This window comes from Mesorhizobium sp. M1406, from assembly GCF_040317555.1.
Lineage (GTDB): Bacteria > Pseudomonadota > Alphaproteobacteria > Rhizobiales > Rhizobiaceae > Mesorhizobium.
The window spans coordinates 1-14531 of the sequence record NZ_JAMYKW010000027.1 but is presented as its reverse complement, the minus strand read 5'-3'; the positions used below and the strand labels follow the sequence as shown (position 1 = coordinate 14531).

Sequence of the window (14531 nt, the reverse complement as noted above, 5' to 3'; positions counted from 1 at the left end):
CGCCTCACGACCTCGTCATCATGACGGCACCTTCAGCGGCGCCCTGCGGCCCAGCCAACCCGAGATCTTCTCCATCTGCGCGGCGAGCGACAGCAGCGTCTCCTCGTCGCCCGGGCGGCCCGCCGCCTGGATGCCGAGCGGCAGGCCGGCATCGGTGACATGGACCGGCAGTGCGATCGACGGCTGGCCGCTGACATTCTGGATCGCCGGCCAATGGGTGAACCAGAGGCTCTTGTCCATCAGCTGGCCGAAGAAGGGCTTCAGCTTCAGCAAGAGCGTCAGATGAAGCTTGTCGAGCAGGTTCTCGATGAGCTCGTCGGCGCCTTTCGGATCCATGGCGCCGCAGGCGAGCGGCGGGTGGGCAATGATCGGCATCAGCACGGCATCATACAGCGCGGTCTCCGAGATCAGCCGCCGTGAAGCGGCATGCAGCCGCTGCAGGTCGGCATAGGTCTCGCCGGCAGACACCATCTCGCCCAACCTACCGAGCACGCGCGTCGCCCGCTCGATGTCACCCGTAACGGAACGGCCGACACGCAGCGCTTCCGCACGCATCGTGCCGGCGACGGCCGAGGCAACCGTCCTGCAGAAGCCGGCGAGGAAATCGCGCCCTATGAAGGGCAGGTCGATCTCCTCGACCGTATGGCCGCCCTCGCGGGCGAGCGCGACCGCCGTGTCGAGTGCCTTGAGCGTCTCATCCGAAATCGGCAGGCCAAGTGGCGATTTGCGGTACACGGCCAGCCTGAGCTTGCCGGGATCGCGCGCCGCGGCCGCCGTGAACGTGCCTTTCGGCGGCGGCGCGGCATAGGGCGACAAAAGGTCGGGACCGTGGGTGAGGTCGAGCAGCAACGCGCTATCGCGCACCGAACGGGTGAGCGCATGGTCGACCACCATGCCGTACCAGCTTTCGCTCACCAGGGGCGTCAGCGGTATGCGGCCGCGCGACGCCTTCAGGCCGACAAGCCCGGTGCAGGCGGCGGGCACCCTGATCGAGCCGCCGCCATCCGAGGCGTGCGCCACCGGCACGACACCCGCGGCGACCAGTGCCGCCGCACCACCCGACGAGCCACCGCTGGTATGGCCGGTGTTCCACGGATTGCAGGTGATGCCAAAGGCCTTGGACTCGGTCATCAGCCGCAGCCCGTGTTCCGGCGACGTCGAGGTGACGATCGGAATGAGCCCGGCGGCGAGATAGCGGTCGGTGAGCGCCGAATCGATGTCGGCCAGCCATGCCGGAATGCGGCTGCCGCCATGCGTCGATACGCCCTTGATGGCGATGCCGAGGTCCTTGATGGCGAACGGGACGCCGGCCAGCGGCAGCGAGCGGTCGACGGTCCTTGCGCGGGCGCGAGCGGCATCATAGAGCGGCTCGGCCGTGGCGTTGATGTCGGGACGGGTGGCCTCGGCGCGGGCGATCGCGGCCTCGGTCAGCTCGATGGGCGAGACCTCGCCCTTGCGAACCAGATCGGCGAGGCCGGTTGCGTCTTGCGACCATAGTATCTGTTCAACCGACATGCGCCCCCCCGTCACTACTGCAAGCTAGCCAGTGGCGACTTTATTGGCAATCGACAGGCGGATCGGGCTGGCGACACGCAAAGCTTAGGCGTGCACAAGGTTATTTCCGCCGTTGCAAATATATCGCAATTGCCTAATTTGCCCGTGATGACGCCGCAGGACATCACCAAGCTGATCGTCCGGACTTCGATGAAGGATCGGGCCGCGTTCGATCTGCTCTACCGGCAGACCAGCGCGAAACTTTTCGGCGTCTGCCTTCGTGTATTGAACGACCGGGGAGATGCGGAAGAAGCTCTACAGGAAGTCTTCGTCAAGATATGGACGAAGGCGGATCGTTTTGCCGTCTCCGACCTGAGCCCGATCTCCTGGCTGGTGGCGATCGCGCGCAATCATGCGATCGATCGCATCAGAGCGCGGCGCAAGCCTGCCGCCGACATCGATGCCGCACTCGACGTGGCCGATCCGGCGCCGGGGCCTGAAGCGATGGCGATGGCGGGCGACGAATCCGAACGCATCCACCATTGTCTCGATGAATTGGAGAAGGACCGGGCGGCGGCCGTCCGGGGTGCTTATCTCAAGGGCGAAAGCTATGCCGAACTGGCGGAGCGCCACGGCGTGCCGCTGAACACCATGCGTACATGGCTGCGCCGCAGCCTGCTGAAACTCAGAGAATGTCTGGAAAGATGACGCTGGCAGAAGACACAGGACCGGAACGTGGAGGCGACGACCTGCTCGCCGCCGAATACGTTCTCGGCGTGCTGGCTGCCAACGAACGCCAGATCGCGTCCCGCCGCGTTGAAGCCGAGGCCGACTTCGCCCGTCTTGTCGACGGCTGGGAGGTCAATTTTTCGCCGCTTGCTGCCGCCTATCAGGACATCGAGCCGCCGGCTTCGGTCAAGCTGGCGATCGACCGCAGGCTGTTTGCGTCCAGCGCTGCGACATCCGTCGAGCCGCGCAGCGGATTGTGGTCCAGCCTGGCCTTCTGGCGCGGCCTCGCCGCGGCGGCGGTCGCAGCGCTCGCGATCTACATTGCCGTGCCCATCCTGAACCCGCCGCTCGAGCAACCGCGCCTCGTCGCCTCACTGGCCGCCGAAGGCAGCGATGTCAGATATCTCGCCGTCTACGACGCCGCGCATCGCGAGGTCGGCCTGTCGCACGTCTCCGGTGAGCGCGCCGCCGGCAAGGACTTCGAGCTGTGGGTGATCGAAGGCAAGAACCCGCCGGTGTCGATGGGCGTCATTCCGGCAGGTGCTACGGCGCGCATCATCGTCCCGGCGGCAAGCCAGCAGAAGCTCGCCCAGGGCGCGGTGCTTGCGGTCAGCGTCGAGCCGCCTGGCGGTTCGCCGACCGGTCAGCCGACCGGACCGGTGGTCGCCGCGGGCGATCTGAAGAGCATCTGACCGGCTCTTGCGTCTGCCAACTCAAATAGCTTACCTGAAGTCTATCATTTTGCTGCGCATGCCTTAGTGAGCATATTCGTCGGCAACCGGCTGCATTCGGAAATGTACATCGCAGCTAGATAAATAAAAAAATCACAATATTCCTGAAACTTGCGCATTCCTGTTCCGTATCTCCTCTCGTCCCAAAGATGGGAAGAGAAAAACCCGAGGAGTATTACATCATGCGCAGATTCGCCACCCTTTTGCTCGCAGGTACGATCGCCGTCACCACCCTTGCAACCGTCGCCTATGCCAAAAACCAGACGGTCGGCGGCGCCGCAATGTATGCCAACAAGAACATCGTCGAAAACGCCGTGAACTCGAAGGACCACACGACGCTCGTCGCCGCCGTGAAGGCCGCCGGCCTGGTCGAGACGCTGCAGGGCGCCGGTCCGTTCACGGTGTTCGCGCCGACCAACGAAGCCTTCGCGGCACTTCCGGCCGGCACGGTCGAGACGCTGCTCAAGCCCGAGAACAAGGACAAGCTCACCAAAATCCTGACCTGCCATGTCATCGGCGCCAAGGCGATGGGGACGGACGTCGCCTCGATGGCCAAGGCTGACGGCGGCGCCCACAAGGTCAAGACTGTCGGCGGCTGCGAACTGTCGCTCAAGGCCGATGGCGGCAAGGTCACCGTCACCGACGAGAACGGCAATGTGGCCAATGTGACGATCGCCGATGTCGAACAGTCCAATGGCGTCATCCACGTCATCGACAAGGTTCTTTTGCCCAAGATGTAACAAGGGGCTTGCTGCCGGCGAATTTGCAGCAAGGGCCCTCCGTCGATTGCATGGTTCTCGCTCCCGGGATCCGCAATTGACCCGCGCGCTCCGTGCCATCCACGTCAGATGTGGGCGGCGCGGAGTGTTCGTTCGAGGGTCACCGTCACCGGCTTTTGATTTCCGCGTGGCGGTATAGTTTGGCAAAGAGACAACAGGAGGAATTGGTCATGAACCGTCGCGACTTTCTTTTGAGCGGTATCGCCGCCATCGGCGTCGTCGGGGCCGCGGCAACGGTGCTGCGCATGAGCAATCCGCAGGCCGCGCAGGCCGCCGAAAAGTTCGAGATCACCAAGACCGAAGCCGAGTGGAAAGCCATCCTGTCGCCGGCCGCCTTCGACGTGCTGCGCAAGGAAGGCACGGAATATCCCGGCACCAGCCCGCTGCTCAACGAACACCGCAAGGGCATCTTCGCCTGCGCCGGCTGCGACCTGCCGGTCTATCCGTCGGAGACGAAGTTCGATTCCGGTACCGGCTGGCCGAGCTTCTGGCAGGAGATCGCCAACGGAATCGGCAAGACTGTGGACAGGTCGCTGGGCATGACCCGCACCGAAGTGCATTGCCGCCGCTGCGGCGGCCATCTCGGCCACGTCTTCGACGACGGCCCGGCGCCGACCGGCCTGCGCCACTGCATCAACGGCGTGGCGCTGACCTTCAAGCCGGCCACGGCCTGAGACCATCCGCTGGAATACAAAAAAACTCCGGGCTTGCGGCCCGGAGTTTTTTGCGCGGTCGGAGCTTTTCGGGCGTGGACTGGAGGAGCTTCCCGAAAACCGCAATTCCTGGTTCAGTGGCCGCCACCGCCACCGGCGGCGACCGGCTTGCGGATGAGCATGGTGAACAGGCCAAGCGTCGCAAACAGCATTGTCAGCATGAAGAACACGTCCATGAAGGACAGCAACGCCGCCTGCTGATGGACCATGCCCGACAGCTTGGAGATGGCGGCACTCGCCGCGTCAAGGCCGGCGGTCTGCTCGAAATTGAGCGTCATGTTCTGCAGCTTGGTCTGCGCGGCCTCACTGCCCCATTGCACATGCTCGGAGAGCCTTGCGTAGTGGAAGGCATTGCGGTCGATCAGCACCGTGTTGATCAGGGCAAGGCCGACGGCGCCACCGAGATTGCGGGTGAGGTTGAACAGGCCGGACGCATTCTTCAACCGCTCCGGCGGCAGCGTGCCGAGCGCGATGTTGTTGATCGGCACCATGCACAGCATCATCGAACAACCACGCAGGATCTGCGGGATGAGCAGCTCGTAGAAATCCCAGTCGGCGGTCAGGTGGGTCATCCACCAGGTGCCGGTGGCGAAGCCGAAGAAGCCGATCATCATCATCAGCCGCGGGTCGATCTTGTTCGACAGGATGCCCGAGATCGGCGCAGTGAAGAACATGGCCAGTCCGCTGACGAACAGCGCCTCGCCGATCATCATCGAATCGTAGCCGCGGATGCGCCCGAGGAACACCGGGTACAAATAGGTCAGGCCGTAGAGGCCGATGCCGATGACGAAGGAAAACAGCGAGCCGAACGCGAAGTTGATATTGGTGAAGGCCTTCAGATCGACGATCGGCTCCTCGGCGGTGAACACGCGCCAGAAGAACAGCACCCCGCCAATGGTCATGACGATGGCGCAGATGAAGACGCCCTTGTCCTGCAGCCAGTCGTTGTTCGGGCCTTCCTCGAGCACATATTCCATGCAGCCGAGGAAGGCCGCCATGCCGGCGAGGCCCCACCAGTCGAACTTGCTGAACAGCTTGAGATTGGGCTTGTCGAAGTCGATCAGCGTCCAGGCCGCCGTGGTCACCAGGATGCCGGGCACGACATTGACCAGGAACAGCCAATGCCAGGACATGGCATGGCTGATATAGCCGCCGACGGTCGGGCCGATGGTCGGTGCCAGCGTCGCCACCAGGCCGATCATCGGCGACACGACGGCGCGGCGCGACGGCGGGAAGATGGTGAAGGCGGCAGCGAAGACGCTCGGGATCATGCCGCCGCCGATGAAGCCCTGGACGGCGCGGTAGACGATCATCTGGTCGATGTTGGTGGCGGTCGCGGCAAGGGCGCTGGCAGCGGTGAAGCCCGCCGCCGAAATCGTGAACAGCACGCGCGTCGACAGCATCCGGCTGAGGAAGCCCGATAGTGGGATCATCACCACCTCGGCGATCAGATAGGCGGTCTGCACCCACGGGATTTCATCGGAACTGGCGCTCAGGCCGGCCTGGATCTCGGCCAGCGAGGCGGAGACGATCTGGATGTCCAGGATGGCCATGAACATGCCGAACACCATCGCCAGGAAGGCAATGACGCGCCGTGTCGAGATGGTATCGGGCACAGCCGGCCTTGCCGGCGGTGCTCCTGCTGTCAGGGTTGCGGTTGCCATGGCATTGCTCCCCGGCGGCGGCTCAGTTCGACGCGGCCGCTGACGCCGACGCGGATGGGACGGTGCGGCTGTCGACGGCGACGACGACGCTGAGGCCGGCGCGCAGCTTGCCACTCTTCAGTGCGTCGGCGGGTACGTCGATGCGGACCGGAACGCGCTGCACGACCTTGGTGAAGTTGCCGGTGGCGTTTTCGGGCGGCAGCAGCGAGAACACGGCACCGGAAGCCGGCGCCAGCGACGAGACGGTTCCCTCGAAATCCTCGCCGTCGGTCGCATCGACCGAGATCTTGACCTTCTCACCGGGCACCAGCCGGGCAAGCTGCGTCTCCTTGAAGTTGGCGACGATATAGAGCTTGTCCATCGGCACGATGACGGCAAGCTTCTGGCCGGGGCTGACGAGATCGCCCTGCTCCACGGAACGGTTGCCGACGACGCCATCATAAGGCGCCCTGAGCACGGTGAAGGAAAGATCCCGCAAGGCCTTGTCGTGGCTGAGCTGCAAGGACGCGAGCGTGCTTGCCGATTCGGCGCGCTGCGCCTGCAGCACGCCGATATTGGCCTGCGCCGCGGCGATCTGCGCGTCGGCGCCGACAAGGGCTGCGTCGGCCTGCTGAACCGCCGTCTGGGCGTCGTCCAGCTGCGCCTGCGTGCCGACATGCGTCTTGAGCAGCTGCGAGGCGCGCGCCGCGACCTTGGCCGCATTGTCGGCGGAGGCCTGGTCGGCGACCTTCTGCGCCTGCGCCTGCTGCAGCGAGGCGCGCGCCGCGTCGGTCTGGGCGTCGATACGGTCGAGCGTCTTGCTCAAGGTGGCGATCTGCGCCTCGGCCTGGGCGACGGCGATCTTGTAGTCGCCGTCGTCGACGACGAGCAGCGGTTCGCCGGCCTTGACCAGCTGGTTCTCGCTGACCTTGACCTGATCGACATAGCCGGAAATCTTGGGCGAGATGAACGCCATGTCGGCCTGGACATAGGCGTCGTCCGTCGAGATCATGAAGCGGCCCGTGGTCCAGTAGTCGTAACCGTACCAGGCGCCGGCGCCCAGCAAAGCGACGCCGATGATGGGCAGCAGGACGGAACGCACCGAGCGCTTCTTCTTGGCCGGAGCCTCTACCGGTGGCGGCGATACCGCGGGCTGGACAGGTATTTCAGGTGCCTCCGTCGCTGGCGCGACCTTGGCGTTGGGGAAGGGACGGACTTCGGCTGATGTTGACGCGTTCGAGGACATGACATCTCTCTAATGTAATAGGACTGAACCGTTCGGTTCGATCAGGACGTTGACATAGCGCGTAAAGAAGACCATATCAAGTGCAATCGAACCGGACGGTTCGAATTATTTTCGAGGTGTGACCTTAATGGCCGAGACTCCGCCCAACGTCGAAACCGACCAGTGTGGCGATCTGCTGGACAGCTTGCGCCGTGGTCGCCCGGCGGCGGGACAGGACCCGGTCAAGCGTAGCCAGATCATCGATGGCGCCCGGCGCGTCTTCATCGACAAGGGCTTCGAAGCGGCGTCGATGAACGACATCACCCGCGAGGCCGGAGTCTCCAAGGGCACGATCTACGTCTACTTCGCCAACAAGGAAGAGCTGTTCGAAGCGCTGATCGAGGAAGAGCGCGGCACCATCTTCAAGAACATGTACGACGTGCTGGACAAATCCGACGACCTTCGCCAGACATTGGTGAAGTTCGGCAAAGTGCTGGCCCTCAAGATCACCTCGGCCAAGGTCATCCAGGCACAGCGTACGGTGATCGGCGCATCCGACCGCATTCCCGACATGGGCGCGCGTTTTTACGAACGCGGGCCCAAGCGCGGTCACGACAAGGTCGCGGCCTTTCTCAATGCCGCCATCGAGCGCGGCCTGCTGCGGATCGACGATGTCGATCTCGCCGCCTATCAGTTCACCGAACTCTGCTTGGCCAGTCTGTTCCGCCAGTGCATCTTCGCCTACCGCACCAAGGCCCCGTCGCAGGACGAGATCGACCACATCGTCACGTCAGGCGTCAGCATGTTCCTGAAGGCTTACGGCACCGAAAGGCTCGTGGCGGAAGAAGGCCATCAGACGATTGCCATCGAGGCCAAGCCTTAGCTTTTTGTTGCTGCGCAATTCCCAAGGGAAGGCGCTATGCGGCTTTCCCGGGAAAGCCGTTTCTATCCGCCATTGGCCGCAAGCACGATGGCGGCCTGCAATTCCTCGAGGCCCTCGGCCTTTTCAGAGGACGTCGCCAGAACGAACGGAAACGCCGCCGGCCGCTTCTTGATTTTTGCCAGCGTCTCCTCGATCAGCCGCGGCACGCCCGCAGCCTTGATCTTGTCGGTCTTGGTCAGCACGATCTGATAGGACACCGCCGCCTTGTCGAGCAGCGACAGCACTTCATCGTCCTTGGCCTTGATGCCGTGTCTGGCGTCGATCAGCACATAGACCCGCTTCAGCGTGACGCGGCCCTTGAGATAGTCGAAGACCAGCTTGGTCCACTCGTCTACCTTCTCCTTCGGCGCGGTGGCGTAGCCGTAGCCCGGCATGTCGACCAGCGCCAAGGGCGGCAGGTCGGCACCCTCGCCCGAAAACCCATCCGGCACGAAATAGTTGAGCTCCTGCGTGCGCCCCGGGGTGTTGGAGGTCCGGGCCAGCCCCTTCTGGTTGACCAGCGCGTTGATCAGCGACGACTTGCCGACATTCGAGCGGCCGGCAAAAGCGATTTCCGGCGGTCCTTCCGGCGGCAGGAATTTCATTGCCGGCACGCCGCGAATGAATATCCATCCCCGTGTAAACAGTTCGGTGCCGATCGTGCTGCTGTTCAGAGCGTTCAAGCTGCTGCCTCCAGAAGAGAAATATTGGCACCCCGGATAGCGTCGAGGTTGCGGCTGATCTTATCCACCGGCCAGTCCCACCACGCCACTGCCAGCAGCCGCCTGATCGTGCGGTCGTCGAAACGCATCTTCACCACCTTGGCCGGGTTGCCGGCGACGATTGCATAGGGCGGGGCGTCGTGCGTGACCACCGATTTCGCGGCAATGATGGCGCCATGACCGAGGTCCACCCCGGGCAGGATCACCGCCTCCATGCCGATCCAGACGTCGTTGCCGACGATCGTGTCGCCACGAACCTCCTTCGACCAGGTCGCCGGGTCAAAACCCTTTTCCCAGCCATGGCCGAAAATGTTGAACGGGTAGGTCGAAAAGCCGGACATTGCGTGGTTGGCGCCATTCATGATGAAGCGCGCACCCTCGGCGATCGCGCAGAACCTGCCGATGATGAGCTTGTCGCCAATGAACGGGTAATGATGCAGGACGCATTTTTCAGCGAATTTGTCCGGCCCGTCGGGGTCGTCGTAATAGGTGTAATCGCCGATCTCGATGTTCGGCGCGTTCACCAGTGCCTTGAGGAAGCCGACGCGGGTATGCATCGGGATCGGGTGCTTGATGTCTGGGTTGGGTCCGTCCATGTCGAAGTCCGTCAAAGAATTGGCCGCTTGGCGCCGAGCGAAGTTCGCACGCGCCTATTCAAAATAGCGTGATCCGCCCTATAGCACCAATCGGCTGACGAGCGAGCTTTCCATGGCGGCTCTGCTCATTTGCTGCGGCACGCAGGCCAAGGTCGATGACAGCGCCATCAAGGAGCGATCTCCTCGAGCAGTCGGCACCTGCCCAAAGGCGTGCCCAAGCGCATGCCGCGGGGAATGGCGATGCGCAGTTTCGAGGCGCGGCCGCCAAAGTTTCGCCGGATATTGGAAATCGGTCGGAATGGGATGTCCCACCAATGAAAAAGCCCCGGGCGCGTGAACCCGAGGCTTCTTGAGCCCGCAAAGGCACCCCCGCTATTCCGCCGGTGACGGTTTCTTCCGGAACAGCGCGACCAGATTGTCCCACAGCTCGATCTTGGCGCCCTGGCGCTTCATGATCACGCCTTGCTGGAGGATCGACAGCGTGTTGTTCCAGGCCCAGTAGATGACGAGGCCGGCCGGGAAACCCGCCATCATGAAGGTGAAGATGACCGGCATCCAGGTGAAGATGGCCGCCTGCGTCGGGTCCGGCGGCGTCGGGTTCATGCGCATCTGCAGGAACATGGTGACGCCCATGATCAGCGGCCAGACGCCGATCATCAGCATGTGCGGCAGCGTGAGCGGAACGAGGCCGAACAGGTTGAAGATCGAGGTCGGATCGGGTGCCGCCAGATCCTGGATCCAGCCGAAGAACGGCGCGTGCCGCATCTCGATGGTGATGTAGAGCACCTTGTAGAGCGAGAAGAAGACCGGGATCTGCAGCGCCACCGGCCAGCAGCCGGCGAGCGGGTTGATCTTCTCGGTCTTGTACAGCTCCATCATCGCCTGCTGCTGCTTCATCTTGTCGTCCGCGTATTTCTCGCGGATCTCGAGCATCTTGGGCTGCACCTTTTTCATGTTCGCCATCGACGCATAGGACTTGTTGGCGAGCGGGAAGAAGATGGCCTTGACGATGACGGTGGTGGCGAGGATCGCCAAGCCGAAATTGCCGAAGAATTTGTAGAGGGTGTCGATCAGCCAGAACATCGGCTTGGTGATGAAGTGGAACCAGCCCCAGTCGATCAACAGGTCGAACCGCTTGATGTGGCGGTCTTCCGCATAGGCGTTGATCTTGCCGACCTCCTTGGCGCCGGCAAAGATTTCGCTCTCCACCGTCGCCGACTGACCGGCATCGACGGTGATCGGGTCGGTCAGGAAGTCGGACTGGTAGCGGTGGCGGCCGTCCTCGAAATAGGCGTAGCGCGGCTGGAACGGCTGCTTCTCCGTCGGCACCAGCGTCACCGCCCAGTATTTATCGGTGATGCCGAGCCAGCCGTCGGTCGACTTGCCCGGCGTGGCCTGCTTGTCCTTCTCGATGGACGCGTATTTGTGTTCCTGCAGGCCTTCGGTGCCGGTGAAGCCTATCAAGCCCTCGTGCAGCACATAGGTGCTGGCGACTAGTGGCTTGTCGAAACGGGTGACGCGGCCGTAGTTGGACAGCGAGACGGCGGCCGTGCCCGAATTCCGCACCGTGTCGGAAACCGTGAACATGTAGTTGGTGTCGACGGAAAAGGTGCGCTTGAAGGTCAGGCCCTTGTCGTTCGAATAGGTCAGCGTGACCGGCGTTGTCGGCGTCAGCGTCGCATTGCCGTCGACGGCCCATACAGTCTCGGGACCGGGCACCGCGCCGGTCTTGTCGTTACCGACGAAGCCGATCTCGGCATAATAGCCATTGGGCAGTGCCGCCGGGTTGAGCAGGCTGATCTCGGGCGAGTTCTTGTCGACCGTCTCGGTGTAGTGCTTGAGCTTGAGGTCGTCGAGACGGGCGCCGGTGAGGTTGATCGAACCCTCGAGGCTCGGCGTATCGATCTTGGCGCGGGTCGTCGTGGCCAGCGCCTGTTCGCGGCCGGCCGGCGTCACGGCATCTGTGCCGGGTGCGTTCGGAATGGCGCCAGGAGCAGCGGGTGTTCCGGTATCAGTGCCGGGATTGGTGCCCTGGGCCGCCTTCTTCTGCTCCTCGACGCGCTGCTGTTCGATGCGGGCCGCCTCGCGCTGGGCTTCGCCGCGCGGCAACACATAAAAATATTGCCATACGGCCAGGATCAGCACCGACAGCGCGATGGTGATGAAGAAGTTCCGGTTGTTTTCCATCGAAAGCCCTTGGCCTATCGTGTTCCGCGCAGTCGGCGGGAGAGTTCGGCCTTCAACTGGCCGAACGGAATGGTAAGCACGTCTTCGCGCCCGACGATGACATAGTCATTGCCAGGCGCCATGTCACATACCGCGTGTGTACGGACGGCTTCTCGCAGCCGCCGGCGGACGCGGTTGCGGACAACCGCATTGCCCACCTTCTTGGTGACGGTGTAGCCGACGCGCGGCGACTGGCCGTCACCGCGGTCGAGAACCTCAACGAGAAAAAGCCGCCCACGTCGCTTTTCACCGCGACGGACGGCCAGGAATTCCGCGCGCTTCAGAAGCCGCTTGGGATTTGGTCCCACTGGCTTGCCGGTTGCGGGCAACGATCTCGTCTTCCGTTCAGGCGCTGAGCCGCTTGCGGCCGCGATTGCGGCGAGCTGCGACGACGCCGCGACCACCCTTGGTGGCCATGCGGGCACGAAAGCCGTGCCGACGTTTGCGGACGAGTTTGGACGGTTGGTAGGTACGCTTCATTTGTTTTAATACCGCGGGGTGCGGCCCTTCTTGATTCTGTCACTGTGTAACAGGAGCTTTGCCGGGCCGTTTTTGGCGCGATCGAAACCGCGCCGGGACGAATGGCCCGAGCGTGTGCGGGCTTATAGAAAGAAGGCTTTTGGAAGTCAATCCGGCGTCGTCGGACCGAAACCCCGGCGTCATCCAAGTCGGTTTATGTTTCCGGCAAGGATGAAATTGGCAAAAAAGCCGTAATCGCCTAATCTGCGTTGATCAAGTGATTGTGAAGACATGGACCGCATGAGCGAAACCACACAAGCGCAGGAAGGGATCGGCACGGCGGCGCCAACCATCGTGCGCACGGTGCCGCTGTCGCGCGGTCTGTCGACCAAGCTGCTGCTGCTCACCATCATCTTCGTGCTGCTGGCGGAAGTGCTGATCTTCCTGCCCTGGATCGCCAGCTACCGGCTGAACTGGCTGAAGGAGCGGCTGAGCACGGCGGCGGCTGTGTCGATCGTGCTGGTGCAGGGCGAATCCACCTCTTTGTCACGCGCCGCCCAGAACGACGTGCTGATGGCGATCGGCGCCAAGGCGATCGCGGTGCGCGACGGCGGCGTTTCGCGGCTGCTGGTGGTTGCCGAAATGCCGCCGAAGGTCGACGAACACATCGATATCGCCGGCATCGGCATGATCAAGGGCATGACCGGCGCGCTCGACACCCTGTTTTTCGGCGGTGACCGGATGCTGCGCGTTTTCGGGCCTGTCGGCGACTCGGACAAGGAGTTCGAGCTGATCATGCCCGACAACAGCCTGCGCAATGCGATGCTGCGATATTCGCGCAACGTCGCCTTCGTCTCGCTGCTGATCTCCCTGTTCACCGCAATGCTGGTCTATGCCGCGATCGACCTGATCATGATCGGGCCGATCCGGACGATGACGCGCTCGATGCTGTCCTTCTCGGAAGCCCCCGACGATCCCGGGCGCATCATCCACCCGGCCGCCCGCGCCGACGAGATCGGCGTTGCCGAGCGCGAACTGTCGCAGATGCAGGAACGCCTGCAAAAGATGCTCTCCGAGCAGAAGCACCTTGCCGACCTCGGCCTTGCCGTCTCCAAGATCAACCATGACATGCGCAACATCCTGGCTTCGGCGCAGCTGATGTCGGACCGCCTGCGCCAGGTCAAGGACCCGACCGTGCAGGCCTTTGCGCCGAAGCTGCTGCGCGCGCTCGACCGAGCGGTCTCCTATTCAGAAGGCGTGCTCGCCTATGGCCGCACGCAGGAGCCGCCACCGGCGCGCCGGCGCTTGAGGCTGCGCCAGCTGGTCGAGGACGTGCACGGCCTGCTCGACATCGGGCAGGGCATCGAGTTCGTCAATTCCGTCGAGCCGACCTTCGAGGTGGACGCCGATTCCGATCAGCTGTTCCGCGTGCTCACCAATCTGTGCCGGAATTCAGTGCAGGCGATGGCGGCAGACAGTGAAAGCGCCCTGGTGCGCCGCCTGGCGGTGTCGGCCGTGCGCCTGGGCAGTGTCAGCCGCATTGCCGTCAGCGACACCGGACCGGGCCTACCGCCCAAGGCGCGGGAGAACCTGTTCGCGGCGTTCCGCGGCTCGGCCCGCAGCGGCGGCACCGGCCTTGGACTGGCGATCGCGCACGAACTGATCCGGGCTCATGGCGGTACGGTGGAGCTGGTCGAGAGCATTGGCGGGCGCACCACATTCGCGGTCACCATCCCCGACCAGCCGGTACGGCTCGACCAGGCCCGCAGCAACGGCCTGCGCCGCCCGGCATGAGATGTATTGATATTCAGCTCAGGCCGGCCTGCAAACGGCGTTTCCTGCGCTTCCGGTGCTCACGTACCAAAAGTACGCTCCGCTCCGGTTCTCGGACCCCACCGTTTTTTCGACTCGGCCTGACCTGAATCTCAACACACCTCAATCTGCACTCGCGAAAGCAGTTGTGCAAAACTTTTGCCGGATCGGCTTGCTTTTCCGAAATTCAGTCGCTAGGGAACACGTCTCGTCGCGACCGGTCGTTCACGATCGGATCGCGGGGTCATGGAAAGCATGGCCCGTTGCGCGCCCGTAGCTCAGCTGGATAGAGCACCAGACTACGAATCTGGGGGTCAGGAGTTCGAATCTCTTCGGGCGCGCCAATTTCCGCCATTGCAGAACAAAAGTGGGCACCGCAGAGATGGCGGCAGCTTTGCGCCCCATGCACGAACCCGCTTCGCGGGAGGGTCGCCTGATTCTGAGATGGCGCGGTATTCATAGGCCTTGAGCGGGTAGAGC

General features: G+C 63.3%; 14 protein-coding genes and 1 tRNA gene. 7 read left to right on the top strand and 8 right to left on the bottom strand.

The window, feature by feature from the left end; genetic code table 11:
* Window positions 1-18 precede the first annotated feature (18 nt).
* Window positions 19-1515, bottom strand: a complete 1497-nt coding sequence (locus NKH03_RS21110; protein WP_352970294.1) for an amidase — start codon at window positions 1513-1515, stop codon at window positions 19-21.
* Window positions 1516-1662: 147 nt separating this feature from the next.
* Between NKH03_RS21110 and NKH03_RS21105 the strand changes: the two genes are divergently transcribed.
* The 4 genes from NKH03_RS21105 to msrB all read left to right on the top strand — a co-directional run bounded on the left by NKH03_RS21105 (window position 1663) and on the right by msrB (window position 4407).
* A complete protein-coding gene (locus tag NKH03_RS21105; RefSeq protein ID WP_352970292.1) occupies window positions 1663-2202 on the top strand; it encodes a sigma-70 family RNA polymerase sigma factor in 540 nt (179 codons plus the stop codon).
* Entirely contained in the window at window positions 2199-2915 is a 717-nt protein-coding gene (locus tag NKH03_RS21100) for an anti-sigma factor (RefSeq protein ID WP_352970289.1), read from the top strand. The genes NKH03_RS21105 and NKH03_RS21100 overlap by 4 nt, the downstream gene beginning before the upstream one ends.
* Window positions 2916-3136: 221 nt before the next feature.
* Window positions 3137-3694 carry a fasciclin domain-containing protein gene (locus tag NKH03_RS21095; RefSeq protein WP_352970287.1) on the top strand — a complete coding sequence of 186 codons (558 nt, stop codon included), beginning with the start codon at window positions 3137-3139 and terminating at the stop codon, window positions 3692-3694.
* Between the two features lie 209 nt (window positions 3695-3903).
* Complete coding sequence (msrB, locus tag NKH03_RS21090) at window positions 3904-4407, top strand: peptide-methionine (R)-S-oxide reductase MsrB (RefSeq protein ID WP_352970285.1); 504 nt, start codon at window positions 3904-3906, stop codon at window positions 4405-4407.
* 113 nt (window positions 4408-4520) lie between these two features.
* On the opposite strand, the gene NKH03_RS21085 is transcribed toward msrB, so the two are convergent.
* Window positions 4521-6110: a DHA2 family efflux MFS transporter permease subunit gene (locus tag NKH03_RS21085; RefSeq protein WP_352970283.1), complete on the bottom strand. Its 1590-nt coding sequence runs from the start codon at window positions 6108-6110 to the stop codon at window positions 4521-4523.
* A gap of 22 nt (window positions 6111-6132) precedes the next feature.
* Entirely contained in the window at window positions 6133-7335 is a 1203-nt protein-coding gene (locus NKH03_RS21080; RefSeq protein ID WP_352970281.1) for an HlyD family secretion protein, read from the bottom strand.
* A gap of 127 nt (window positions 7336-7462) precedes the next feature.
* Between NKH03_RS21080 and NKH03_RS21075 the strand changes: the two genes are divergently transcribed.
* A complete protein-coding gene (locus tag NKH03_RS21075) occupies window positions 7463-8197 on the top strand; it encodes a TetR/AcrR family transcriptional regulator (protein WP_352970279.1) in 735 nt (244 codons plus the stop codon).
* A gap of 62 nt (window positions 8198-8259) precedes the next feature.
* Here NKH03_RS21075 and yihA read toward each other — a convergent pair whose 3' ends face one another.
* The 5 genes from yihA to rpmH form a co-directional block, all read right to left on the bottom strand.
* On the bottom strand, window positions 8260-8919 hold the full coding sequence (yihA, locus tag NKH03_RS21070; RefSeq protein WP_352970277.1) for a ribosome biogenesis GTP-binding protein YihA/YsxC: 660 nt from the start codon (window positions 8917-8919) through the stop codon (window positions 8260-8262).
* Complete coding sequence (locus tag NKH03_RS21065) at window positions 8916-9554, bottom strand: CatB-related O-acetyltransferase (RefSeq protein WP_352870127.1); 639 nt, start codon at window positions 9552-9554, stop codon at window positions 8916-8918. The genes yihA and NKH03_RS21065 overlap by 4 nt, the downstream gene beginning before the upstream one ends.
* Window positions 9555-9926: 372 nt before the next feature.
* Window positions 9927-11741 (bottom strand): membrane protein insertase YidC, encoded by a 1815-nt coding sequence (gene yidC / locus NKH03_RS21060; protein WP_352970275.1) that lies wholly within the window; start codon window positions 11739-11741, stop codon window positions 9927-9929.
* 14 nt (window positions 11742-11755) lie between these two features.
* On the bottom strand, window positions 11756-12109 hold the full coding sequence (gene rnpA / locus NKH03_RS21055; protein ID WP_352870129.1) for a ribonuclease P protein component: 354 nt from the start codon (window positions 12107-12109) through the stop codon (window positions 11756-11758).
* Window positions 12110-12125: 16 nt separating this feature from the next.
* Window positions 12126-12260: a 50S ribosomal protein L34 gene (gene rpmH, locus NKH03_RS21050; RefSeq protein ID WP_008833937.1), complete on the bottom strand. Its 135-nt coding sequence runs from the start codon at window positions 12258-12260 to the stop codon at window positions 12126-12128.
* 279 nt (window positions 12261-12539) lie between these two features.
* On the opposite strand from rpmH, the gene NKH03_RS21045 reads away from it, so the two are divergent.
* Both NKH03_RS21045 and NKH03_RS21040 read left to right on the top strand, forming a co-directional pair.
* A complete protein-coding gene (locus NKH03_RS21045) occupies window positions 12540-14033 on the top strand; it encodes an ATP-binding protein (RefSeq protein ID WP_352878195.1) in 1494 nt (497 codons plus the stop codon).
* Window positions 14034-14318: 285 nt separating this feature from the next.
* Window positions 14319-14395: transfer RNA gene (locus tag NKH03_RS21040), tRNA-Arg, on the top strand.
* The last annotated feature ends 136 nt before the right edge of the window (window positions 14396-14531 follow it).